The 25394-nt window shown below is 31.8% G+C and carries 25 protein-coding genes; 19 read left to right on the forward strand and 6 right to left on the reverse strand.

What is annotated here, in order from left to right; translation table 11 throughout:
* Window positions 1-4: 4 nt before the first annotated feature.
* The 6 genes from NH341_RS14285 (at window position 5) to NH341_RS14310 (ending at window position 6137) form a co-directional block, all read left to right on the forward strand.
* Complete coding sequence (locus NH341_RS14285) at window positions 5-682, forward strand: metal-dependent hydrolase (RefSeq protein ID WP_047789115.1); 678 nt, start codon at window positions 5-7, stop codon at window positions 680-682.
* Window positions 683-705: 23 nt separating this feature from the next.
* Window positions 706-1224: an SRPBCC family protein gene (locus NH341_RS14290; RefSeq protein ID WP_253057314.1), complete on the forward strand. Its 519-nt coding sequence runs from the start codon at window positions 706-708 to the stop codon at window positions 1222-1224.
* A gap of 11 nt (window positions 1225-1235) precedes the next feature.
* On the forward strand, window positions 1236-2273 hold the full coding sequence (locus tag NH341_RS14295; RefSeq protein WP_253057316.1) for an o-succinylbenzoate synthase: 1038 nt from the start codon (window positions 1236-1238) through the stop codon (window positions 2271-2273).
* Window positions 2274-2275: 2 nt separating this feature from the next.
* Window positions 2276-3193: a CPBP family intramembrane glutamic endopeptidase gene (locus tag NH341_RS14300; RefSeq protein WP_253057318.1), complete on the forward strand. Its 918-nt coding sequence runs from the start codon at window positions 2276-2278 to the stop codon at window positions 3191-3193.
* Window positions 3194-3206: 13 nt separating this feature from the next.
* Window positions 3207-4262 carry an AMP-binding protein gene (locus NH341_RS14305; protein WP_253057320.1) on the forward strand — a complete coding sequence of 352 codons (1056 nt, stop codon included), beginning with the start codon at window positions 3207-3209 and terminating at the stop codon, window positions 4260-4262.
* A 99-nt stretch (window positions 4263-4361) separates the two neighbouring features.
* Complete coding sequence (locus tag NH341_RS14310) at window positions 4362-6137, forward strand: von Willebrand factor type A domain-containing protein (protein ID WP_239180813.1); 1776 nt, start codon at window positions 4362-4364, stop codon at window positions 6135-6137.
* Between the two features lie 277 nt (window positions 6138-6414).
* Here NH341_RS14310 and NH341_RS14315 read toward each other — a convergent pair whose 3' ends face one another.
* Genes NH341_RS14315 through NH341_RS14330 form a run of 4 tightly spaced genes read right to left on the reverse strand, consistent with a single transcriptional unit; the run spans window position 6415 to window position 12382 of the window.
* Window positions 6415-7137: a YebC/PmpR family DNA-binding transcriptional regulator gene (locus NH341_RS14315; protein WP_047789109.1), complete on the reverse strand. Its 723-nt coding sequence runs from the start codon at window positions 7135-7137 to the stop codon at window positions 6415-6417.
* A gap of 57 nt (window positions 7138-7194) precedes the next feature.
* Window positions 7195-9186 carry a DUF3352 domain-containing protein gene (locus NH341_RS14320; RefSeq protein ID WP_253057322.1) on the reverse strand — a complete coding sequence of 664 codons (1992 nt, stop codon included), beginning with the start codon at window positions 9184-9186 and terminating at the stop codon, window positions 7195-7197.
* A 15-nt stretch (window positions 9187-9201) separates the two neighbouring features.
* The gene (locus tag NH341_RS14325) at window positions 9202-10845 is read right to left on the reverse strand and encodes an acyl-CoA carboxylase subunit beta (RefSeq protein WP_253057324.1); all 1644 of its coding nucleotides are present in this window, start codon (window positions 10843-10845) and stop codon (window positions 9202-9204) included.
* Between the two features lie 58 nt (window positions 10846-10903).
* Window positions 10904-12382 carry a helix-turn-helix domain-containing protein gene (locus NH341_RS14330; protein ID WP_047789106.1) on the reverse strand — a complete coding sequence of 493 codons (1479 nt, stop codon included), beginning with the start codon at window positions 12380-12382 and terminating at the stop codon, window positions 10904-10906.
* Between the two features lie 155 nt (window positions 12383-12537).
* Between NH341_RS14330 and aceB the strand changes: the two genes are divergently transcribed.
* Both aceB and NH341_RS14340 read left to right on the forward strand, forming a co-directional pair.
* A complete protein-coding gene (aceB, locus tag NH341_RS14335; RefSeq protein WP_253057326.1) occupies window positions 12538-14133 on the forward strand; it encodes a malate synthase A in 1596 nt (531 codons plus the stop codon).
* Window positions 14134-14269: 136 nt separating this feature from the next.
* The gene (locus NH341_RS14340; RefSeq protein ID WP_173361011.1) at window positions 14270-15901 is read left to right on the forward strand and encodes an isocitrate lyase; all 1632 of its coding nucleotides are present in this window, start codon (window positions 14270-14272) and stop codon (window positions 15899-15901) included.
* A 192-nt stretch (window positions 15902-16093) separates the two neighbouring features.
* Here NH341_RS14340 and NH341_RS14345 read toward each other — a convergent pair whose 3' ends face one another.
* Both NH341_RS14345 and NH341_RS15405 read right to left on the reverse strand, forming a co-directional pair.
* The gene (locus NH341_RS14345) at window positions 16094-16486 is read right to left on the reverse strand and encodes a cupin domain-containing protein (protein ID WP_253057328.1); all 393 of its coding nucleotides are present in this window, start codon (window positions 16484-16486) and stop codon (window positions 16094-16096) included.
* Window positions 16483-17442 carry a helix-turn-helix domain-containing GNAT family N-acetyltransferase gene (locus tag NH341_RS15405; protein WP_349265533.1) on the reverse strand — a complete coding sequence of 320 codons (960 nt, stop codon included), beginning with the start codon at window positions 17440-17442 and terminating at the stop codon, window positions 16483-16485. The genes NH341_RS14345 and NH341_RS15405 overlap by 4 nt, the downstream gene beginning before the upstream one ends.
* A 158-nt stretch (window positions 17443-17600) precedes the next feature.
* Here NH341_RS15405 and NH341_RS14360 point away from each other — a divergent pair, with 158 nt between their 5' ends.
* The 11 genes from NH341_RS14360 (at window position 17601) to ettA (ending at window position 25311) form a co-directional block, all read left to right on the forward strand.
* On the forward strand, window positions 17601-17951 hold the full coding sequence (locus NH341_RS14360) for a DoxX family protein (RefSeq protein ID WP_047789103.1): 351 nt from the start codon (window positions 17601-17603) through the stop codon (window positions 17949-17951).
* A complete protein-coding gene (locus NH341_RS14365; RefSeq protein WP_253057330.1) occupies window positions 17951-18361 on the forward strand; it encodes an OsmC family protein in 411 nt (136 codons plus the stop codon). Before NH341_RS14360 ends, NH341_RS14365 begins: the two co-directional genes overlap by 1 nt.
* Complete coding sequence (locus NH341_RS14370; protein WP_073183765.1) at window positions 18362-18892, forward strand: NADPH-dependent FMN reductase; 531 nt, start codon at window positions 18362-18364, stop codon at window positions 18890-18892.
* A 17-nt stretch (window positions 18893-18909) separates the two neighbouring features.
* A complete protein-coding gene (locus NH341_RS14375) occupies window positions 18910-19341 on the forward strand; it encodes a (4Fe-4S)-binding protein (RefSeq protein WP_253057332.1) in 432 nt (143 codons plus the stop codon).
* Between the two features lie 2 nt (window positions 19342-19343).
* Window positions 19344-19625, forward strand: a complete 282-nt coding sequence (locus NH341_RS14380) for a GNAT family N-acetyltransferase (RefSeq protein ID WP_253057334.1) — start codon at window positions 19344-19346, stop codon at window positions 19623-19625.
* Window positions 19626-19719: 94 nt separating this feature from the next.
* Window positions 19720-19968, forward strand: coding sequence for a glutaredoxin domain-containing protein (locus NH341_RS14385; RefSeq protein WP_047789098.1), 249 nt, complete (start codon window positions 19720-19722; stop codon window positions 19966-19968).
* Window positions 19969-20017: 49 nt separating this feature from the next.
* On the forward strand, window positions 20018-20458 hold the full coding sequence (locus NH341_RS14390; RefSeq protein ID WP_253057336.1) for a MarR family winged helix-turn-helix transcriptional regulator: 441 nt from the start codon (window positions 20018-20020) through the stop codon (window positions 20456-20458).
* Window positions 20459-20662: 204 nt separating this feature from the next.
* On the forward strand, window positions 20663-21136 hold the full coding sequence (locus tag NH341_RS14395) for a hypothetical protein (RefSeq protein WP_253057338.1): 474 nt from the start codon (window positions 20663-20665) through the stop codon (window positions 21134-21136).
* Between the two features lie 126 nt (window positions 21137-21262).
* Window positions 21263-23287: an NADPH-dependent 2,4-dienoyl-CoA reductase gene (locus NH341_RS14400; RefSeq protein ID WP_253057340.1), complete on the forward strand. Its 2025-nt coding sequence runs from the start codon at window positions 21263-21265 to the stop codon at window positions 23285-23287.
* A gap of 136 nt (window positions 23288-23423) precedes the next feature.
* Window positions 23424-23600 carry a CAL67264 family membrane protein gene (locus tag NH341_RS14405; protein WP_239180883.1) on the forward strand — a complete coding sequence of 59 codons (177 nt, stop codon included), beginning with the start codon at window positions 23424-23426 and terminating at the stop codon, window positions 23598-23600.
* Between the two features lie 19 nt (window positions 23601-23619).
* Window positions 23620-25311 (forward strand): energy-dependent translational throttle protein EttA, encoded by a 1692-nt coding sequence (gene ettA / locus NH341_RS14410; RefSeq protein WP_047789093.1) that lies wholly within the window; start codon window positions 23620-23622, stop codon window positions 25309-25311.
* The last annotated feature ends 83 nt before the right edge of the window (window positions 25312-25394 follow it).

Genomic DNA, 25394 nt, shown 5'->3' on the forward strand with positions numbered 1-25394 from the left:
ATACATGAAAATTACTTTTTACGGTCACGCATGTTTTGGTATTGAAATTAACGGAACACATGTGTTAGTTGACCCTTTTATAACAGGAAACCCTCTAGCATCAAATATAGATGTAGATAAAGTAAAAGCAGATTATATTTTACTTACACATGCGCATCAAGATCATGTATTAGATGTAGAACGCATAGCAGAAAGAACAGGAGCTACAATAATTTCTAATTACGAAATAGTAATGTATTATGAAACGAAAAAACTCAAAGGACATCCAGTAAATCATGGAGGTACATATAAAAATGATGTGTTTTCTGCAAAGTATGTAAATGCTATTCACACTTCTTCATTTGCAGATGGAAGTTATGGAGGGCAACCAGGAGGGTTTGTAGTAACAGCAGGAGAAAAATCCTTGTATATTTCTGGTGATACAGCAGTAACTATGGATATGAAGCTAATACCGATGTCAACAAACTTAACAGCTTCAATATTTCCGATTGGTGATAATTTTACCATGGGAGTTGACGATGCTATCATAGCCAGCGACTTAGTAATTTGTGATAAAGTAATAGGGTGTCATTTCAACACCTTTCCTCCTATAAAAATAGATATAGAAGAAGCTAAAGAAAAGTTTTCACAAGCAAAAAAAGAATTAGTGATTTTAGAAATTGGACAAACAATAACTATTTAAGCAACCTCTTTTATAAAGGTATTATGAAAATAATCAAAATAATTTTAGGTGTTATAACAGTTTTAATTCTTACATTTTTCTTAACAGGATTAGTGGTACAAGAAGTTGTTTATACCAATGAAGTAACAATTAATAAGCCTGTGAAAGAAGTTTTTTCGGATTTTCAGGATGAAGAATTGATGAAAAAATGGATGCCAGAGGTGAAATCAATTGAAACTCTAGAAGAACAACCTAATAAAATAGGTAGTAAATATAAAGTGGTTGTTGAAAATCAAGGTAAATTGGTAACTATGACAGAAGAAGTATTAGCGTATAAAGAAAATGAAAAACTTACTCTTCACTTTGATGCAGAAAATATGCTAAAAACAGATGATTATACATTTATTTCAGAAGGAAACTCAACTAAGATATTACAAACTACTACCTGTATTAGTGAATCGTATATAATGAGTTGTTTATTCCCGTACTTTAAAGGAGCTCTTAAAAAAATGAGTCAACAATATTTAGAGAACTTTAAAAAAGCATCTGAAGCTCATAATTAAAACACTTACAATTGATAAAAGCTACCTACCATAAATACTTACTGAATTTTAAACAAGCAAGTGGTACCTCTCGTGGAATTTTAAGAACTAAAGAAACTTGGTTTATAATTTTAGAAAAAGAAGGAAAGAAAGGTTTTGGAGAATGCGGTTTGTTCAGAGGTTTAAGTGCTGATGATAAACCTAATTATGAAGAGAAATTACAGTGGGTGTGTAACAATATTAATTCTGGCTTAGAGAAATTATTATTTGAACTCAACGAGTTCCCATCGATACAGTTTGGATTAGAACAAGCATTTTTATCCTTAGAAAGCAAAACACCGTTTGAATTATTTCCTTCTGACTTTACTAAAGGACAACAACAAATTTCTATAAACGGATTAATTTGGATGGGAGATAAAGTCTTTATGCAGCAACAAATAAAAGATAAGTTGCAACAAGGTTTTACTACCATAAAAATGAAAATAGGAGCGATTGATTTCGATACAGAGATAGCTTTGTTACAATCAATACGAAAAGAATTTTCAGCCAAGGAAATTGAACTTCGTGTAGATGCCAATGGAGCATTTTTGCCACAAAATGCCTTAGAAAAGTTACAAAGACTATCTGAATTAGAACTACATTCTATAGAGCAACCAATAAAACAAGGACAATGGCAAGAAATGGCAAGTTTATGTGAAAAAACACCATTACCAATTGCGCTTGATGAAGAATTAATAGGTGTATTTTCTTTAAAAGAGAAAGAAAAATGTATAGCTACAATTCAACCTCAATACATTATTTTAAAACCTAGTTTGGTAGGAGGGTTTAAAGGAAGTAACGAATGGATTCAAATAGCATCCAACCATAACGCAGGTAATTGGATAACCAGTGCTTTGGAAAGCAATATAGGGCTAAATGCAATAGCACAATGGACGCATACCTTAAATAATCCGTTGCCGCAAGGTTTAGGAACAGGTAGTTTGTTTACCAACAATTTTGAAAGTCCGTTGGAAGTTTCAAATGGAAGTTTAGGGTATAATACGAACAAAAAATGGTACTTTAATATATAACAATGAATTTTATACAACAAGCATATAAAGGAGAAAATAGCTGGTGGAGATGGTTGCTAACAGTTTTGATAGTAATGTCACCATTTATATTAAATTTTTCCATTTATTTTTTATTACCAGAAGTATATAATGAGTTAATGGGTCAAACTGCTAATTTTCAAGGGAATAAAAATATTTTTTTACTTGAAAATCTAATACCATTCGCAGTATTAATGATATTATTGTTAATTTTTGTAAAACTTTTACATCAACGATCAATTACTTCATTGATAACGAGTAGGAAAAGAGTAGATTGGAACCGTTTTTTTTATGGATTTACTACTTGGTTTTTAATAACTGTGTTTTTTCTTTTGATAGGTTATTTATTAGCTCCTGAAGATTTTGTGTGGAATTTTAAACCAGTTCCGTTTTTTCTATTATTAACGATTTGTATCATTTTAATTCCAATTCAAACATCGTTAGAAGAATTGTTGTTTAGAGGTTATTTAATGCAAGGAATTGGAATTTTAACTAATACTAGATGGGTTCCACTTATCGTAACTTCAGTATTGTTTGGTTTTATGCATATTTTAAATCCTGAGGTATCCAAATTAGGTTACGGAATTATGGGGTTTTATATTGGTACAGGTTTTTTATTTGGTATTATTACGTTGTTAGATGAAGGAACAGAATTAGCTTTAGGAATTCATGCAGCAAATAATATTGCAGCGGCTATTTTAGTAGCTTCAAATTGGGCTGTTTTTCAAACAGATGCTTTGTTTATTGATTATTCAGAACCTAATTTAGTGTTTCAAATGATAATTCCAGTATTTTTAATTTATCCACTATATATTATAATATTACAAAAAAAATATGGCTGGAAAAATTGGAAAGAAAAACTATTTGGTAACATAGAGAAGCCGGTAATAACAACAAAATAGTACTCCAAATAAAGTGGACAACCTAAACTTTCATAATAGTTTTCAGTTAAACGGAAAGTCTTTTTCTAATGAAGATGAATTATTGACTTTTTCGAAAACTATAAACGATTCCGTATATCAATTTTTATCAGATTGGTTTAATGCAGAAGATTTTGTAGTAGTAAAAACATCAGGTTCTACGGGAAAACCTAAACCGATTCGGTTGAAAAAAGAGTTTATGATAAACTCAGCAAAAGCCACTGGAACTTTTTTCAGATTAAAAGAAAATACTACAGCTTTATTGTGCTTATCAACTGGTTATATTGCTGGGAAAATGATGCTAGTTCGTGCATTAACCTTAGGGTGGAGTATGGATGTGGTTGCTCCAACATCTGAAGTTGAAATTCTAAAAGAGTATGATTTTTCCGCGATGGTACCTTTGCAGTTAAGAAGCTCTTTGTCTAGTATTCATAAAATAAAGAAACTTATTGTAGGAGGAGGTGTTGTAGCAAATGATTTAATTGAAGCTATTCAAAATAAATCAACTGAAATTTATGCCACTTACGGAATGACAGAAACAATTACACATATTGCTGTTAAAAAGTTAAACAATATCATTTCGAACGATAGTGAGAAACCTCACTACAAGACACTTCCTAATGTACAACTTTCTCAAGACAATCGAAATTGCTTAGTGATTGATGCGCCAAAAGTAGCCGAAGAAAAAATTATAACAAACGATGTAATTCGTTTGATTTCTGATACCGAATTTGAATGGTTGGGACGTTATGACAACGTGATTAACTCTGGAGGAGTAAAGCTACATCCAGAGAAAATAGAAGAAAAACTCTCTAAAATTATTTCAAATCGCTTTTTTGTTGCAGGTATCAACGATAAAAAACTAGGAGAGAAGCTAGTTTTGATAGTAGAAGGAGAGGAAAACGACGCTATTTCAAACGAAGTTAGAAATCTATTGGGGCTTACGAAGTATGAAATTCCGAAAGCAGTTTATTTTGTGGATAAATTCATAGAAACGGAGACACAAAAAATCCAACGTAAAAAAACACTCGCTAAAACTTTACCTCACTAAAAAGTATCGTTCACTTTTCTAATAAACTTGTTTACTCATTTATAGTTTTATAAAAATATAGTGTTAGCTAGTTTTATGTAAACTTTAAAACGAAAAACTATGTTTAAAAAACTATTTTATGCAATGATATTGTTGAGTTCAATAGCACTTGCAGCACAACAAAGAACAATAACAGGTGTAGTTTCAGATGAATCAGGTCCGTTACCAGGAGTTACTATTGTGGTAAAAGGAACTACTATTGGAATTGAAACTGATTTTGATGGTAAATACTCTATTTCAGCTACACAAGGAGATGTTTTAGTGTTTTCTTTTGTAGGAATGAAAACAGAGATGAAAACAGTAGGAAAAAGTCCGGTAATAAATGTTGTAATGAAGGGAGACAATGTATTAGATGAAGTTGTAGTGACAAGTTATGGTACTTTAAAAGGTAAAAAGGCTTTTTCTACTGGAGCTATTAGCATTAGAGGACATAATCAAATTGAAAATAGAGATTCTTATGCAGGAAGAAGTGAAAATATTTTCAGAAGCCCTGTAAACTCTCCCTTGTCTACATTTTCTATTGATGTTGATAAAGCTTCTTACAGTAATATAAGAAGAATGATTAATAGCGGTCAAAAAGTACCAAAGGAAGCAGTTAAGATCGAAGAAATGATTAATTACTTTGATTATAACTATCCGCAACCTAAAGGAAAACATCCTTTTTCAATCACTACAGAAATTGTTAGGACTCCATGGAATAAAGACACTCAGTTGATAAGAATTGGATTAAAAGGAAAAGAGTATAAACAAGAAAATTTACCAGCATCAAACTTAACTTTTTTGATAGATGTTTCAGGCTCTATGTCAGATCATAATAAATTACCTTTATTAAAATCTGCTTTTAAATTATTGGTAAATCAGTTAAGAGAAAAAGATAAAGTAGCAATTGTTGTATATGCAGGAGCAGCAGGGGTAGTTTTAAAACCTACATCAGGAAATGAAAAAGAAACAATATTAGAGGCTTTGAATCAATTAGAAGCAGGAGGCTCAACAGCAGGAGGCGAAGGAATTGAGTTAGCTTACAAACTAGCAAAGGAAAATTATATAAAAGATGGAAATAACCGAGTTATTTTAGCTACAGACGGTGATTTTAATGTAGGAGCTTCAACCAATGCTGAAATGGAAGAGTTAATAGAAGAAAAAAGAAAATCAGGAGTATTTCTATCAGTGTTAGGTTTTGGTTACGGAAACTACCAAGATGATAAATTAGAAATTTTAGCAGATAAGGGAAATGGAAATCATGCGTATATCGACACTATGCAAGAAGCGCAAAAGGTATTTGGTAAAGAATTTGGGGGTACTTTATATACCATTGCAAAGGATGTGAAAATTCAGGTAGAATTTAATCCAGAAAAAGTAAAAGCATATCGTTTAATAGGATATGAAAACAGATTGTTAAATGATGAAGATTTTGTAGATGATACAAAAGATGCTGGTGAGTTAGGTAGTGGTCATACAGTAACAGCATTGTATGAAGTAATTCCTGTAGGAGTAAAAAGTAAATTTTTGAAGAAACTACCCAAATTGAAGTATACTCAAAATAAACAATTAAATAGTTTTAATAATGAATTATTAACGGTGAAGTTTAGGTATAAATTACCAAAAGGGACTAAAAGTATAGAGTTGGTAAAAACGGTTAAAAATGAAGTATTGGCACCAACGAATGATATGAATTTTATTTCAGCAGTAGCTTTATTTGGAATGCAATTAAGTAAATCAAAATTTAAAAATAAGACAAAAATTGAAGATGTACTTAGTTTGACAGAGGGAGAAATAGGAGAGGATAAAGATGGTTACAAAGCAGAGTTCGTTAGATTAGTAAAAACGTATAATTAAGAATAAAAAAACAGGGTTAAATGCCCTGTTTTTTCTAAAAAATCTTTAGCGTCAAAAGCTTTTTTATAATCAGCTAAACTCATTCCGAATCGTTAAGCATTGTAGTTTTCTTCTTTATCTGTTTTGTAAAGTTTGCTTTATATGCTTATTTCTATTGATTCGATTCTTTTGTTTTGTAGAAAATAGTAATAGTGAGAAGTTTGGTTGAGATAAATATATAAAAAAATCCAACGATTTTTATCGTTGGATTTATATGTTTTGAATAAGAAGATGTTTGTTATTCTTCCATAGAGTGGTAGACATTGTTTACGTCATCGTCTTCTTCCAGTCTTTCTAAAAGCTTGTTTACCTCTTCTTTTTGTTCTTCTGAAATCGCAGTAGTGGTTGTTGGAATACGTTCAAATTCCGAAGAAAGAATTTCAATATTATTTTCTTCTAAATATTTTTGAATAGCGCCAAATTGTTCAAAAGGAGCATAAAGCATTACCGAACTATCTTCTTCGTCGGCAAAAACTTCTTCCACTTCAAAGTCGATCATTTCCATTTCAAACTCTTCTAAATCCATTCCTAAGGAATCTTCTTTTACTTTAAAGTTAACCACGTGGTCAAACATAAAAGCAACTGATCCAGAAGTTCCTAAATTTCCGTTACACTTGTTAAAAGCAGCACGTACATTAGCTACTGTACGGTTATTATTATCAGTAGCAGTTTCTACTAAAACAGCAATTCCATGAGGAGCATATCCTTCAAATAATACTTCTTTATAGTTTTCAGTACTTTTATCAGATGCTTTTTTAATAGCGCGCTCAACATTATCTTTAGGCATGTTGGCAGCCTTTGCATTTTGAATTACAACACGTAAACGAGAGTTGGTTTCGGGGTTTGGACCACCTTCTTTAACTGCCATAACGATATCTTTACCAATACGAGTAAAGGTTTTAGCCATAGCTGACCAACGTTTCATCTTTCTTGCTTTCCTAAATTCGAATGCTCTTCCCATGTGTATTCTGTTTTAATTTTGCTTGGCAAATGTAACTAATGCTATAAAATATTGCAATTAAAAATGTTTTTTGAAAATTACATCACCTGTTTGTTTATCATAAGCTTTCCAAGTTCCACTTTGTTTATCATTTTTATAATGCCCTTTAACTTTTACGTTTCCGTTTTCATAATAGGACTTATAAGAACCATCTTTTAAGCCATCTTCTAAATCAACTTCAAATTTTAGTTTTCCGTTTTTATAAAACTCTTTGTATGATTTAGCGCTTAGGTCAGAAGGATGTATTGGCGGAAGCTTAAAAAATGTTGTGGAATTTTGAGTACTTGTAGAATCTTTGTGGGGAGCTAACTCTAATAGTAGTTTCTCTTTTAATTCTTTATCTTTTTTAGTGTTTATGTCAATGTTTTTAGGATCTTCAAAAACAAGAGAAATATTACTTTCAAATAAGTCATCAGAAGCAATTAGCTGCATTCCAATTTGTGAAAAGCAAGTAATATAAGGTTTGTTTTTTTGAAGTTCACGTCGAGTTTTGTTATCAACTAAACTTAAAAGATCTTTGTAGGAATTTGGAGTGTTTACATAAGCAAAGACACTAGATTTTTTCTCAAAATGATAATTAAAATCATCGAATTTTTCAGAGTTTTCTAGGGTGTATCCTATTAAGTGGTTGTTAATAATTTCTTTAATAGTATTTGGACTAGTACTAAAAACTACAAAATCATCAATAATGGTAAAGTAAGGTTTCTCCATTTTAGAAAACATGTTTCCTGCTAACATTTTAAAGAATCCTTTTAAATCAAAAAAGTTAATAGGATAACCTCTGTAATCGATTTGCTTGTATTTTAAAGGGGTGTTTTCTTTAATTTTTGAAAGGACAAGCTGAAGATTTTCTTTAGCATCATCAATATCATCAGCTTTAATAATAGCAGCGATATCTTTCTTGTTTTTTGAAAGCTCAGTGTTAAAATGAATTAAAGCTATTTCACTACCAATCCAACTATAAATGTTTTCAGAAACATTAATATCTAATTTATCCTCAATCATCGCAAGTTGATCAGAATACACCTTAAAATCAGCAGGATTTTCTTGTTGAAGCTTTTCTAAATTGCTATTGAATGTTTTAAAATCATCAAAAGCAAAGCTAAGATATAAAGAGGTGTTCTTTGGAGCTACTTTAGCAACGCTACGCTTACCAGCCCCAGACTTTTGTAATACCTTTAAATAAGTTTGTGAATTAGTGTCAACGTTTGTGTAACCAGTAGCTTGAACAATAACTCCTTCCACAATGGATATGTCTAAACCAGAGTAGAAGAATGCTTCTTTATTTAAAAAATCTAAATTGCTAGAACTGGTAAAACAATTTAAATAATCTTTTAGATATTTATGTTGTAAATAGATATTAAAAAATCCATCAGTATCTGTTTTTTTTTTTATTTCTATAAAATTTATATCTCGTCCAATAACAGGATTCAAGTATTGGTCAATTGATTGTTCAACCAAAAGGTGAGTATAAGAAGCTATAACTTGGTTTTTAATAAAAGAAAGGTGTAAAGTTTCTCTAGTCTTCTTATTATACAGTTCTATAATTTCGTGTTCTTTGTATACTCGTTTTGTTACCTTATAGTCTTCTCCAGCCAAATTACTTATAGCTCTTTTTAGAAAAATAAGTTTAGAGAATTTTTGTAAATCCGCAACGTATAATAACCCATATTTTCTAGGACTAAATACATGTACTGAAATAACCAGATTACGTTCCCCAATAAAGTCAAAAATTTCCTTTTTTGCTTTAAAAGTTTCATCTAAACTATGTAGGCCTTCAGATAGTTTATTGATTTGTTGATTCTTTTGAAGATGCGTCCAAATTTCACTTGAGCTTATTTCATCCCAAGTGTCAATAGGTCTTTCAGTATCAACTATGAAAACAGCATCATCAGGAACTAGGTAAATAGACTTGATATTATCATTTTCAGATAAGGTGAAAATATACACTTGATAGATTACAAAGCCTATAACAAGGGCAATAATGCCCCAAAACACTTTCCTCTTCATGCTGTTTTCTGTGTTTTAAACTTGTAAAACTCCTAAATTAAAAGGCTTTTCAATAGGAGCGTGGTCAGCAGCTTCTATTCCCATAGAAATCCATGTTCTGGTATCTAGAGGATTAATTACAGCATCAGTCCAAATTCTTGCAGCAGCATAGTAAGGAGATATTTGATTATCGTATCTCGATTTAATTTTATCAAATAATTCTGCTTCTTTTTCAGGAGTAATTTCTTCTCCTTTTTTCTTTAAAGCGGCAGTTTCAATTTGTAATAATACTTTGGCAGCAGAGGCTCCACTCATCACAGCTAGTTCAGCACTTGGCCATGCAAAAATAAGACGTGGATCATAGGCCTTACCACACATAGCGTAATTTCCTGCACCGTAAGAGTTACCAATAACTACCGTAAATTTAGGAACTACAGAGTTACTAACAGCGTTCACCATTTTAGCACCATCTTTAATAATTCCGCTATGTTCAGATTTACTTCCTACCATAAACCCAGTAACATCTTGTAAGAAAACTAACGGGATTTTCTTCTGGTTACAGTTGGCAATAAATCGAGTAGCTTTATCAGCTGAATCGTTATAAATTACCCCACCAAATTGCATTTCGCTAGGTTTGGTTTTTGCTCCTTTTGATTTTACAATTTTACGTTGGTTAGCAACGATACCTACTGCCCATCCATCAATACGAGCATATCCAGTAATAATGGTTTGACCATAGCCTGCCTTGTATTCTTCAAATTCAGAATTATCAACCAAACGCTTGATGATTTCCATCATGTCGTATTGCTCATTACGAGCTTTTGGTAAAATTCCGAAAATATCATCTTCATTTTCTTTTGGAGGAAAAGCTTCTTTACGATTAAATCCAGCTTTGTCATAATCTCCAATTTTATCCATTAAGTTTTTAATGGTATCTAAAGCATCTTTATCATCTTTTGCTTTATAATCGGTAACCCCAGATACTTCACAATGTGTGGTTGCTCCACCTAATGTTTCATTATCAATAGTTTCGCCAATAGCGGCCTTAACTAAATAACTACCCGCTAAGAAAATACTTCCTGTTTTGTCTACAATTAGTGCTTCATCACTCATAATAGGTAAGTAAGCACCACCAGCAACACAACTTCCCATAACGGCAGCAATTTGGGTAATTCCCATGCTACTCATTACCGCATTGTTTCTAAAAATTCTTCCGAAGTGTTCTTTATCAGGAAAAATTTCATCCTGCATTGGTAAATAAACCCCAGCAGAATCTACCAAATAAATAATAGGTAGTTTATTTTCAATTGCTATTTCTTGAGCTCTTAAATTTTTCTTTCCTGTAATAGGGAACCAAGCACCTGCTTTTACGGTAGCATCGTTAGCAACAACAATACATTGTTTTCCACTAATATATCCCATTTTTACAACCACACCACCTGAAGGACATCCACCATGTTCTTGATACATGTCTTCACCTGCAAAAGCAGCAATTTCGATAGACTTAGACTTATCGTCTAATAAATAATCAATACGTTCACGAGCTGTTAATTTTCCTTTCTCATGATGTTTGTCAATACGTTTTTGTCCACCGCCTAATTTAACTTTGGTTAAGCGTCTACGTAAATCTGATACTAAAAGTTTATTGTGGTCTTCGTTTTTGTTGAAGTTAAGATCCATGGTAAGTTATTTGTTTGCGTATGCTAAAATAAGAAAAACAACGTACAAAACAAGGTGTTTAGGTATACGATTGAATGATGTTTTCAACAGTGTTTTCTATTTCTTTATTTCTAGATTGTTTTAGTAAAATATAAGGTTCTGCCACCCGTTCATTACAGTTTTGTACTGCGCATGTTTCGCAAGTAACACCTACTGTTTTTTTAGTGAAAGTATCTTCATTAAAAAAATGAAGTTTTCTTTTTAAGTGTGGAGAAAGCAACATACCTATGCTAACACTACGATTAATTTTTTCTTTAAAAGGATCGGCAGTAGCCGCAGAAAGTACTAAATACTCTTTTTGAGAATTTTCGTACGACGAAATTTGAATTCCGTAAGCAGATTTTTTTTCTTCTGAAACTTCTAAATCCTGAATTGTTTTAATGGCAATCCACCTTCTACAATAATGTTCGTTATTACGATTGGCGTGAGGAGACTGTTGTTGTGTAATATGTAGTTCTTTAGAAAGTCTATGTGCCAGAGAACCTTCTTTATGAGTAAAACGTAAAAAGAATAGGTTTTTAATATTAAAGTGTCTTGGTAAAATGTTCGTTAAACGTTGATAAAACGTTTCGTCTGAACAATTATAACTTCTAATAATTTTGTGCAATTGTATAGGTTGCCAAGTTTTTAAAGAAAAAAGTTGTGTTAGTTTTTGAATTAAATCATCTTTCGGAATAATTAAAGCACCTGCAAAGTAAGAAGCTACAAAATTATTTAATACTTCATCAAAACTGTCAAATTTAATCCATGGAAATGTATATAACCTGTTTTCAATTTGTAAATAATTATAAGCTATTTCTTTAGCAAAAATGAATGTTCTCTGTGCTTCGTTTATATCGTTATATATAAGAAGTGTTTTGTTTTTTGGAATATAGATGTTTCTTAATTCAGATAATTTTTGATGTTTAGATAGTTCTTCGCTATCAATCGTATAACCGTATTCTTCAATTAAAATTTCTTCTAAGTCTTTTGAAGAAATAGGTTTGTTTGGATTTATTTGATAAGCCTTAATAAAATCTGTAACCTTTGTTTCAATATCCTCAAAATAGTTGTTGTGTGCTTCTTGGTACGAACGTAATGCAGCAAGAAAAAAGCTTTCTCTTGTTAAATTGTAGTTTTGAGAAATCTTAATAATGGTACTTATAAAAGCATTAACCTTTGCAGGAGCATTGGCAATGATGTCAATTAGATTATTTTCTTTAATACCAAATAGGTCAAGAGGAATCTCTTTTAAAATTTTCGATTGTAAAATTTCACCAATAGGGGCTAGGTTTTTATCTAATTTTAGAGATACCAAATGATCATAAGGTACTTCTAGCTTCTCAGAAAGAATAACAATTTTATCAGTTTTTGGATACTTTTTTCCTTTCTCAATTTCGTTTAAATACGATTTTGATAATCCTGTTAGTTTAGCTAATCCAAAGAGTGATAGGTTTTTATCTGTACGTATTTGTTTCAGTTTTAACCCAAAAACTAATCTGATATATTCTTCTTCCAATGTGTTTTATTAAAATATTCGTAATTCAAAGGTATAAAAATTAGCGAATTAATAAAAATTTGTAATTTATATGTTTTTAGCGAACGTTCGCTTTTTTGTTTGAGTTCTTTTTTTTAATATTGAACTGTCAATCAATAAGTAAAAAATAAATAGATATGAATCAAGATGTTTTAGCAAAAGAAATTCAATGTGTAGGTTTTGATCAAACCGAGTATAAAAGTGTTTTGACCAATGAAGCCAAAGCATTTTTAATTCAACTTCAAGAAAAATTTAATCCTCAAAGACTTCAATTATTAGCTGAAAGAGAAATCGAACAAGCTTATTTTGATGCAGGAAACTATCCTTCTTTTCCTTTGGAAACGAAAGAGATAAGAGAGAGCGATTGGGTATGTGCTCCGTTACCTGAAGATTTGTTAGATAGGAGAGTAGAAATAACAGGGCCAGTAGAGCGTAAAATGATTATCAATGCTTTAAATTCTGGAGCAAAAACGTTTATGGCAGATTTTGAAGATAGTAATTCACCTACAATTCAAAATATTTTAGATGGTCAGGTAAACTTACGAGATGCAGTAAATAAAACAATTTCATTTTACAACGCTGCAAAAGATAAAAGTTACAAGTTAAATGAGAAAGTAGCTACCTTGTTAGTAAGACCAAGAGGATTGCATTTAAATGAAAAACATTTGTTGATTGATGGCGTAGAAATGTCAGGTTCTTTGGTAGATTTTGGATTGTACTTTTTCCATAATATCAAAACCTTACGAGAGCAAGGTAGTGCAACCTATTTTTATTTACCTAAACTAGAGCACTACAAAGAAGCACGTTGGTGGAATGATGTCTTTGTGTTTGCACAAGAGTATATGGAGGTACCACAAAAAACCATTAAAGCAACAGTATTAATAGAAACAATTACGGCAAGTTTTCAGTTAGATGAAATTATTTATGAGTTAAAAGATCATATGGCTGGCTTAAATTGTGGTCGTTGGGATTATATCTTTTCATACATTAAAAAGTTCAGAAATCATTCTGGTTTTATTGTGCCAAACCGTTCACAAGTAACCATGAGTAGCCCATTTATGAAGGCGTATTCGTTACGAGTTATTCAGTCGTGTCACAAACGAGGTGTACATGCTATGGGAGGGATGGCTGCACAAATTCCAGTAAAGAATAACGAAGCGTTAAATAAAGAAGCTTTTGCAAAGGTTAAGAAAGATAAGGAGCAAGAAGTTAGGAATGGTCATGACGGAACTTGGGTGGCGCATCCTGGTTTAGTAGCAATTGCAATGGACGTTTTTAATACAACAATGCCCAATGCGAATCAGATAGATAAAAAGCTAGAAGATCTAACAATTACAGAAAAAGATTTAGTAGAATTACCAGAAGGTACTATTACTGAGCAAGGAATACGAGAAAATATCAATGTTGGTATTTTGTATGTAGAGTCGTGGTTAATGGGACAAGGAGCAGCTGCCTTGTATAATTTAATGGAAGATGCAGCAACTGCTGAAATATCTCGAACACAAGTATGGCAATGGTTACATAAAAACGTAATGCTTGAAGATGGTAGAACGTTTACAGAAGGAATGTATGAGCAATTTAAAAAAGAAGAATTAAAAAAAATAAAAAGTTATGTAGGTGAAGACAGATACAATAACGGAAAGTTTGAGTTAGCTATTCAATTATTTGACGAGTTGATTTTAAACAAAGAATTTGTAGAGTTCTTAACCTTACCGGCAAATAAATATTTATAGAGAAAAGCAATTTAAATTAAAAACTAGACTTGAATATTTAAATCTCGATTATCGAGAAAAAAGCCCTCAAAAATGCGGCAACATTTAAGAGGGCAAGCTATCAATAAAAATTAATAACCTTATCAATTACAAAATTATGAAAAATTTAGCACACGCTAATTATAGTTCTGCTTTACAAACAGTGAAAGAATTAAAGAAAAAGTTCGGAGCAACTTGGAATTCAGTTTCTCCAGAGAATGCTGCTAGAATGGTAGCACAAAACCGTTTTAAAACAGGTTTAGATATCGCTAGATACACCGCTGCAATTATGAGAGAAGATATGGCGGCTTACGATGCAGATTCATCTAATTATACACAGTCATTGGGGTGCTGGCACGGATTTGTAGCACAACAAAAAATGATTGCAGTAAAAAAACATCACAAAACAACAAGTAAACGTTATTTATATCTTTCAGGATGGATGGTAGCTGCTTTGCGCTCAGAGTTTGGTCCATTACCAGATCAATCGATGCATGAAAAAACAGCAGTTCCTGCGTTAATTGAGGAGATTTATGATTTTCTACGTCAAGCAGATGCTATTGAATTAAACGATTTATTTAGAAGATTAGAAAACGGAGAAGATGTACAGAGTGAAATTGATAATTTTGAAACACATATAGTTCCAATTATTGCTGATATTGATGCTGGTTTTGGAAATGAAGAAGCTACGTATTTGTTAGCTAAAAAAATGATTCAGGCTGGTGCTTGTGCTATTCAGATAGAAAATCAAGTTTCAGATGCTAAACAATGTGGACATCAAGACGGAAAAGTAACTGTACCACACGAAGACTTTATAGCAAAATTAAATGCAATTCGATATGCCTTTTTAGAGTTAGGCGTAGAAGATGGAGTTATTGTAGCAAGAACCGATTCGGAAGGAGCAGGATTAACTCAAAAATTACCTGTAAGTCAAGAACCAGGAGATTTAGCTTCTCAATATTTAGCCTTTGTAGAAGCTGAAGAAATTACAATTGATGAAGCAAAAGAAGACGATGTATTACTAAAACGTGATGGAAAGCTAGTGCGTCCTGTACGTTTGGCTAATGGTTTGTATAAGTTTAGAGAAGGAACGAATATTGATAGGGTAGTGCTAGATTGTATTACAAGCTTACAAAACGGAGCCGATTTGTTATGGATTGAAACGCCTACACCACACGTTGGTCAAATAGCCAATATGGTAAATAGAGTGAGAGCAGTAATACCAAATGCGAAATTGGTATACAACAATTCACCATCGTTCAATTGGACGTTAAACTTCCGTAATCAAGTGTATGATGAAATGGTTGCAGAAGGAGAAAACATGACAGGGTACGACAGAAATAATTTAATGAATGCGGCTTATGATGGTACAGAATTGTGTCATAGAGCGGATGAGAAAATCCGTACTTTCCAAATAGATGGGGCAAGAGAAGCAGGTATTTTCCATCATTTAATTACCTTACCAACCTACCATACAACTGCGTTACATATGAATGATTTAACAGAAGGTTATTTTGGAGAAGATGGAATGTTAGCGTATGTAAGAGGAGTACAACGACAAGAAATTAGAAAAGGAGTTTCGTGTGTAAAACATCAACGAATGGCTGGTTCTGATTTAGGAGATGATCATAAAACATTTTTTGCAGGAGATAAAGCGTTAAAAGCTAGTGGAGAAAAGAATACATCTAATCAATTTGAAGTAGGGGCAAAAGATAAAGGGATAGAAGAAGAAAGTGCCGTAGCAGTATAAAAAATCTTAGTTGTTTGTAAACTTCCTGTTATGTTTGGTTTGTTTCAATTGTTTGTTTGCATAGCAGGAATTTTACTTACTAATTTGATAGTATGAGTTTATAATTAGCAGTTGTAAATTTTATTTTGATGTAGTTAGCTCTCTTTTTAAAAGAGAGCTTTTTACTTTAATGAAAAAGCCTTTATAAGGGCTTTAATATTTTTGATTATCAATAGATTTAGTGATAGGAGTTATTACATCACCAGTGTGTTTGGTAGATTTTGTTTCGATAAGCATAATTAAACAATCTTCCGAAGAACTAACTCTGTGATTTACACCTTTAGGAACTACAAATAAATCACCTTTTTTCATCGTAAAACTAGGTTGATTTTCTATTTCCATTAAAAGACTTCCATCGATAATATAAAAAAGCTCATCTTCGTTTTCATGATTATGCCACGGAATATCTTCCCCTTTAATTTTGGCGAGTTTAACATATTCATTGTTAACTTCAGAAATTATTTTAGGAGAAAAGTATTTTTTTATTTTTTCAGCTTCCTGTAAGATGTTAATTGTTTGAGTAGTATCCATATCGTAAGTTATCAAGACTTTGTTTTTAATTCCATTTTAATATTACAACGTTCGTATGGGCAGTCTTCTTCCACAGGAATTTCTAAAAAGCCGAATTTTCTATAAATGTAAATAGCGTTTTCAAGTTTCGTGTTTGAGTATAAAACCAATTTATCAAACTGTTTGTCTTTTGCAAAATCAATACAATGTTGCATGAGTTGTTGTCCTATTTTGTAACCCCTGTGTTTTGGTGAAACAGCCATTTTTGTTAATTCATAAATATTAGGTTCACTCATAGGCATTAAAGCAACAGTACCTACAACTTCATTATTTAATTTAGCAAAGAAAATATGTCCTCCTTTGTCAATAATATATTTGTGAGGATTGCTTAAAACTTCCTCATCATAAGGTTCTACGTAGAAAAATGTTTGTAACCATTCAATATTCAGGTTATAAAAAGATGAGCTGTATTCTTCCTTAAACGTGGTAATTGCTATAGTATTTTGTGTTGTATTCATTTTTATGTGTTCTATAATAGCTTTGCTGAAAGACTTTTCATTAAACTTAGCCTCTAATTCATTTATAAGTTCAGTTAGTGATTCAGACTTTATATTAGTGTACTCTTTAATAGTGTGTTCAATGCTGTTCCATATAGGAGTTACATTTTCTATGAGTTGCTTTCCTTTGTTAGAAACAAAAACAACTTTTTTTCGCTTATCCAATTTGTCTTCTTTAAGGGAGATAAGTCCTTTTTTATGAAGCTTATTAATAGCTTGAGTAGTAGCAGGCTGCGATGTTTTTAAACTGTTGGTAATCTCAGTATTAGTAACACCATCTTTGTTTTTTATAATTTTAAAAGTAGGGAATAGGTAAGGGTCAAAATCAATATTAAACTCATCGTACACCAATTGTGTTTCGCGCATCATGTATTCGCTAGTCCTTTTTAACCTAGAACCTAATCCAATTTCTCCTAATCCTTTAAGTGCGTCCATTTTTAATAAATATAAGTACTTATATAAATACAAATATATGTTTTTTTTGATTTATAATCCTTGTGTATTATTATTGATAAATGTCTAGGTGATATTTACCATGGAAAATAATAAAAACATTTTTATATATTTGTAAATGAATTTTAATAACAAACAAAATGAAAAGAGATAAAATTATTTTTTATGTAGCTACAGGGTTATTAACATTATTAATGTTTTTTTCAGCAGGAATGTATTTTTTTAATCATGCAGAAGTAGCTAAAATGTTTACAGCATTTGGGTACCCAACATACATTATTTACCCATATGCAGTAGCTAAGCTGTTAGGTTTAATAGCTTTATGGTTTTTTAGAGGAAAGTTTTTAAATGAATGGGCGTATGCAGGTTTTTTCTTTGCATTTATTCTAGCTTTTTTTGCTCATTTTATGATTGGTGATGGAGAACAAACAGGAGCTGTAATAGCAATCGTACTATTAATAGTTTCGTATATTTATAGTAAAAAAATATAATGAGCAACAATCCAATAGCAACAGTTACTTTAACTGACCGAAATTACTTAGCAGAAGCAAAAATGAGAAATCATTTTGCTGTTATTGATGAGCCTTTAGACAAAGGAGGAGACGATAATGGACCAACTCCAGTAGAATATTTACTAACTGCAATTGGTGGATGTGTGTCTATTACTTTGAGAATGTATGCAGAGAGGAAAGGATGGGACTTAGGAAAAGTTACAGTAAATGTTAGCCAAAAAGAAGAATTAACTCCAGAAGGAATTAAAAAATCATTAGTAGAAGAAATTTCATTCGAAAAAGAAGTTACAGAAGAGCAGCATACTAAACTATTAGAAATAGTAGGTAAATGCCCAGTAGCTAAAATGGTGAAAGGTGAAACAGAAATTGAGTCAAAAATAACAACATAGATGAAAAAAATAATCGCTTTCGCAGGTAGTAACAGCAAAAAATCAATAAACAAACAATTAGTAACATATGCTTCTAGCTTATTAGGTGGAATTGAAGTTTCAGTATTAGATTTAAACGATTATCCATTACCTATTTATGGAATTGATAAAGAAATAGAAGAAGGTGTACCAGAAAATGCCGCAATATTTCTAGAAAAAATTAAAGAAGCAGATGGAATAGCTGTATCGTTAGCAGAACATAATGGTAATTTTACGGTAGCTTTTAAGAATATTATAGACTGGATGTCGCGTATAGAACAAAAAATATGGCATAATAAACCAATGCTATTATTATCAACTTCTCCTGGAGGTAGAGGAGGGGCGTCGTCAATGGCAATAGCTAAAAATGGTTTTCCTCATATGGGAGCAAATGTTATAGCAGATTTTTCTTTACCGAAATTTTATGATAACTTTAATGACGGAAGGATTGTAAATGAGGAGTTTAATGAAGAAATAAAAGAAGCAGTTACAACTTTCCAAAAAGCAGTATAAACATAAAATTTTAAGTTATGTCAGAAGCAAAGGAAATTGTAAAGAACTATAGTAATAATGATATTACTGTAGTTTGGAAGCCAAACAAATGTATCCATTCAAAAAAATGTTGGAAAGGTTTGATACAGGTTTTTAATCCACAAAATAGACCTTGGATTAAGATGGATGGAGCTACTACAGAAAGAATTAAAAAGCAAGTAGAGGAATGCCCATCAGGAGCTTTATCATACATTTCAAAAAGAGAAGGGAGTCAAGCAGCAGCTCATACAGAAACTAAGGTAGAAGCATTAGAAGATGGTCCTTTATTAATTTACGGAACTCTGCATGTAACTAATCCGGATGGTACAACAGAAAAGAAAAATAAAACAACTGCTTTTTGCAGGTGTGGGGCTTCTCATAACAAACCATATTGTGATGGTACACATGTAAAAGTTGAGTTTAAAGGGTAATTATGAAAGTACAGCAAGAAGACAATGATAAAAAAGGAGAGTTCTATATTGAAGTTGAAGGGAATAGAGCTGCTTTAATGACGTATACTTGGGCAGGTAAGGATAAATTAATTATAGATCATACTGAAGTAAATAACACTTTAAGAGGAAAAGGAGTAGGATATAAGTTGGTAGCAGCCTCGGTAAATTTTGCTAGAAGTAAAAATATCAAAATTCTTCCATTATGCCCATTTGCTAAATCAGTTTTTGATAAAAAGCCTGAATACTCAGACGTTTTAGCTTAAATAAAATTCCTTTTCAATATTTGTAAAGAATTTATATTCCTTGGTATATAAATGTGTGTTTTGTACTTTTGTACTCAAAATAAGGAGGTTAAAAATGAAGATAGTTTTATATGGTAGAAAAGGACATGCACATACAGTTGCATATAAAAACTTTTTAAAATCTGCAGAAGTACCATTTGAATATAAAGATGTTTCTGTTGATGATGAAGCAAAAGAACACACGAAAGAATTATATGAAGGTCAAGTTAAATATCCAACGCTATTTGTTGATGATGAAGTGTATCTAACACCATCATCAGATACTTTCAACAAATTAATGCAAGACTTAAAGTTAAAAGGATAATCTTATTTTAATAAAAAAGGCTAATAGCTAACAGCTAATTACCAAAGCAATGGGAGATATTTCAAAAGATATTAATTCAAAGTTTCCAAATAATAAAATTAAAGCGTTTATAAATATTAAATACACTGCTAACTGGATAAACAGTCAAGAAAATGAGTTTTTTAAGCAGTACAGTATTTCATCTCAACAATTTAATATTCTTCGTATTTTAAGAGGAGCAAAAGAAGCGATAAAAGTTCAAACAATAAAAGATAGAATGATTGAACGAGCTCCAAATGCTACGAGATTAATGGATAAATTATACGAGAAGAATTTAATAAATCGTGAAAGATGTAAGCATGATAGAAGAGTAGTTTATATAAGTATTACGCAACAAGGAAAAAAGTTATTAAAAGCAATAGATGATAAGTTACATTTAGATTTTATTGAAAATTTAACGGAAGAAGAAGCTACACAACTTAGTGGTTTACTAGATAAAATTAGACAATAGATTTTGTGTTTATAGTTAATAAAAGGGAAATATAGATTAAAAAATACGCCTTTTAAGAAATAGAAATTACATGAGTGTATAAAAAAGTTATTATCCTTTTAAAAATAAGAGGTTTATCTTGTGTTATAAGTAGTCTTTTACCTAGGTATTCCTAAATAATGCTTAGATATATTTGAGTTGATTAATTAACCCAAACTCAATTTTATGAAGACTTTAAAAAACCTAATGTTTGTAAGTATCTTTTTTATGGTATTTACATCATGTCAAAATGAAGAAACTGTATTATTAGACGAAACTCAAACAGAAACTTTAGATACTAAAGCAGCAAAATCAGCAGAAGACTTAAAGCTAGATTATCATGAAGATTACGGAGTAGTTAGAGCAGATGAATACCCAATGAATCCAAATGGGCTAGAAAAACCTACTTTAGATTTATTTTTAGAAAGAGGAAACCTTAAAAAAGAAGATTTAAAAAGTTACCGTATCGTAAAAGATGAATTTTCAGGTGTTGGTTTGGCAGAGCACAGAATGAAAGATGGTAATGTGATACAAGTACCTCATGAGTATCAAAGACAACCAGTTTACAGGTTTGAAGCCGAATTAAACGATGGAACCAAAGTTAGGATTATTATAATCATTATATGTTCAAATGGTTTAATCATAATATTTTGGTGGTAAAAATACCCTAAAAGCATAAAAAGACCCTATACATTGTATAGGGTCTTTTTGTATAAAAAAAATATAATAAAAAATATGTATCTTGCAATTTGTTATGCATGCATAATATTTTATAAAAATTCAACAATGAAATACAAACATATTTTTGAGCCGTTAGATTTAGGTTTCACTACTTTAAAAAATCGAGTGTTAATGGGATCTATGCATACTGGTTTAGAAGAAGAAAAAAATGGAATTAAACGCATTGCTTCTTACTATGCAGAGCGTGCACGTGGTGGGGTAGGTTTGATTGTTACAGGAGGAATTGCACCGAATATTCAAGGATGGACAGCACCTTTTTCTGCCCGTATGAGTACAAAAAAGCATGCCCGTGAACACAAAGTAATTACAGAAGCAGTTCATAAAGAGGGCGGTAAAATATGTATGCAAATTTTACACTCAGGACGTTATGGATACCACCCATTTAATGTGGCACCTTCAAAAATCAAATCACCAATAACGCCTTTCAAACCATTTGCATTAAAGCAATCGGGAATACGAAGAACAGTAAAAGACTTTGTAAACTGTGCTAAATTATCACAAGAAGCAGGATATGATGGTGTAGAAATCATGGGGTCTGAAGGATATTTAATTAATCAGTTTATAGTAACGAGAACTAATAAAAGAACCGACGATTATGGAGGTAAGTATGAAAATAGAATTCGTTTAGCAGTAGAATTGGTTCGTAAAATTAGAGAAGCTGTTGGAGAGAACTTTATCATTATCTATCGTTTATCGATGCTAGATTTGGTAGAACAAGGAAGTTCTTGGGAAGAAGTAGTACAGTTAGGAAAAGAAATAGAAAAAGCTGGGGCTACTATTATCAATACAGGTATTGGATGGCATGAAGCACGAATTCCTACTATTGCAACCTCAGTACCTAGAGCTGCGTTTACTTGGGTAACCAAAAAAATGAAAGAAGAACTATCTATTCCATTAGTTACTTCTAACCGAATAAATATGCCAGATATTGCTGAAAAAGTTTTGGCAGAAGGACATGCAGATATGATTTCAATGGCACGCCCATTTTTAGCAGATCCAGAATGGGTAAACAAAGCTAAAGAAGAAAGAATAGATGAAATAAATACTTGTATAGCTTGTAATCAAGCTTGTTTAGACCATGCATTTCAAAAGAAAGTAGCAAGTTGCTTGGTAAACCCAAGAGCATGTCACGAAACAGAACTTAACTATAATCTAACTTCAAAAAAGAAAAAAATAGCAATTGTAGGAGCAGGACCAGCTGGTTTAGCAGCTTCAACAGTAGCAGCTCAAAGAGGGCACGATGTAACCTTATTTGATGCCGATAAAGAAACAGGAGGTCAGTTTAATATAGCAAAACAAATTCCAGGAAAAGAAGAGTTTTATGAAACCATTCGTTACTTTAATAAGCAATTAGAATTGCATAAGGTAAATGTAAAGTTAAACACAAGGGTTACTGCTGAAGATTTATACAATGGTAATTTTGATGAGGTTGTTTTAGCAACTGGAATTACACCGAGAACCCCAAGAATAGAAGGGGTTGATCATGAAAAAGTATTGAGTTATATTGATGTTGTGAAATTAAAGAAACCTGTAGGTAAACGTGTTGCGGTTATTGGAGCGGGAGGAATTGGTTTTGACGTTTCAGAATATTTAGCTCATGAAGGAGAGAGTACTTCTCAAAATATAGATGCTTGGTTAAAGGAATGGGGTATTGATAAAACATTAAAATCACGTGCAGGAATAGAAGGTGTTACTCCTGAAGTTCATCCTTCACCAAGAGAAATATATATGTTTAAACGTAGTTCAGGAAAGTTTGGAGGAAATTTAGGAAAAACTACAGGATGGATTCATCGTTCAGTATTAAAAAGAAAAAAAGTACAATTTATAAATGAAGTACAGTATACAAAAATAGATGATGAAGGTTTACACTATGTTCAAAATGAAGAACAAAAAGTATTACCAGTTGATAATGTGATTATTTGTGCAGGTCAAGTTCCATTTAAAGAATTGTTAGAGCCATTAGAAGCCAAAGGAATGAAAGTACATGTAATTGGAGGAGCTGATGTTGCGGCAGAATTAGATGCAAAGAGAGCCATAAACCAAGGAAGTAGGTTAGCTGCTGAACTCTAGTATGTATATAAATTTAAAATCACTAAAAAGTCTTGCATTGGTAAGACTTTTTTTATGCGCAAAACTACAGTGAATAAGTCTAAATAATTACCGATATTTGTAGCTCACATTTTATTGAAAAAAGTAAATTATGGCAATGAACAAAAACACTGTCCTAGGTTGGGCAACGCTTATAATGGTATTAATGGGGGTTTTACTTATTGGATTAGCAGTATTTAAATATGATGAAATAGCAGGGTATGGATTTGGAGCTGTTGGTTTAGGTTTTTTTGCAAATGCATGGGTGTTTAATGCCCTAAAAGGAAGAGTTTAATTAAAGAAAATATAGAGAAATGAGCGACGATAAAAAAGTCATTTTTTCAATGAATAAGGTCTCTAAGACCTACCAAAGTACAGGAAAACAGGTTCTTAAAGATATCTATTTAAGTTTCTTTTATGGAGCTAAAATTGGTATTTTAGGTTTAAACGGTTCAGGTAAGTCTACTTTGTTAAAAATTATAGCAGGAGTAGAAAAAAACTACCAAGGAGATGTTACGTTCTCTCCAGGTTATAAAGTAGGATATTTAGAACAAGAACCTCAGTTAGACGAAGATAAAACCGTTTTAGAAGTTGTTAAAGAAGGAGTAGCAGAAACAGTTGCTATTTTAGATGAATACAACAAAATAAACGATATGTTTGGCTTAGAAGAAGTATATTCTGATGCAGATAAGATGCAAAAGTTAATGGATCGTCAAGCTGAACTACAAGATAAGATTGATGCTTCTAATGCATGGGAATTAGATACCAAGCTAGAAATAGCTATGGATGCGTTACGTACGCCAGAAGGAGATAAGAAAATAGGAGTATTATCAGGAGGAGAGCGTCGTCGTGTTGCTTTATGTCGTTTATTATTACAAGAACCAGAAATTTTATTATTAGATGAGCCTACCAACCACTTAGATGCAGAATCTGTACATTGGTTAGAGCATCATTTAGCACAATATAAAGGAACGGTAATTGCAGTAACACACGACCGTTATTTCTTAGATAACGTTGCAGGTTGGATTTTAGAATTGGATAGAGGTGAAGGTATTCCATGGAAAGGAAATTATTCATCTTGGTTAGACCAAAAATCTAAACGTTTAGCTCAAGAAAGTAAAACAGCCTCTAAGCGTCAAAAAACTTTAGAACGAGAGTTAGAATGGGTACGTCAAGGAGCAAAAGGTCGTCAAACAAAGCAAAAAGCACGTTTGAAGAACTACGAAAAGTTAATGAGTCAAGATCAGAAGCAGACGGAAGAAAAATTAGAAATATACATTCCTAATGGTCCTCGTTTAGGAACGAACGTAATAGAAGCTACAGGTGTTTCTAAAGCTTATGGAGACAAATTATTATACGAAAATTTAGAGTTCAACCTACCACAAGCCGGAATTGTAGGAATTATTGGTCCGAACGGAGCTGGTAAAACCACTATTTTTAGAATGATCATGGGAGAAGAAACTCCTGATGCGGGAAGCTTTAAAGTAGGGGAGACAGCTAAAATAGCTTATGTAGATCAGTCACATTCTAATATTGATCCAGAAAAATCTATTTGGGAGAACTTCTCTGAAGGTCAAGATTTAGTGATGATGGGAGGTAAACAAGTAAATTCAAGAGCTTATTTAAGTCGTTTTAACTTCTCGGGAAGTGAGCAAAATAAAAAGGTAGCAACCTTATCAGGAGGAGAGCGTAACCGTTTGCATTTAGCAATGACGTTAAAGGAAGAAGGTAACGTATTGTTATTAGATGAGCCAACAAATGATTTAGATGTAAATACTTTACGAGCTTTAGAAGAAGGTTTAGAAAATTTTGCAGGATGTGCTGTGGTAATTTCGCACGATAGATGGTTTTTAGATCGTATTTGTACACATATCTTAGCTTTCGAAGGAGATAGTCAAGTGTATTTCTTTGAAGGTTCTTTCTCTGATTATGAAGAGAACAAGAAGAAGCGTTTAGGAGGAGATTTAATGCCTAAGCGAATTAAATATAAGAAGTTAATCAGGTAAATAAAACATTTATAAAATAAAACTCGAAGCTATTAACTTCGAGTTTTTCTTTTTCAATAACAATCATCCCCTCAAATTGCAAA

The sequence above is a fragment of the Tenacibaculum sp. XPcli2-G genome (genome assembly GCF_024124505.1).
GTDB classification, from domain to species: domain Bacteria; phylum Bacteroidota; class Bacteroidia; order Flavobacteriales; family Flavobacteriaceae; genus Polaribacter; species Polaribacter mesophilus.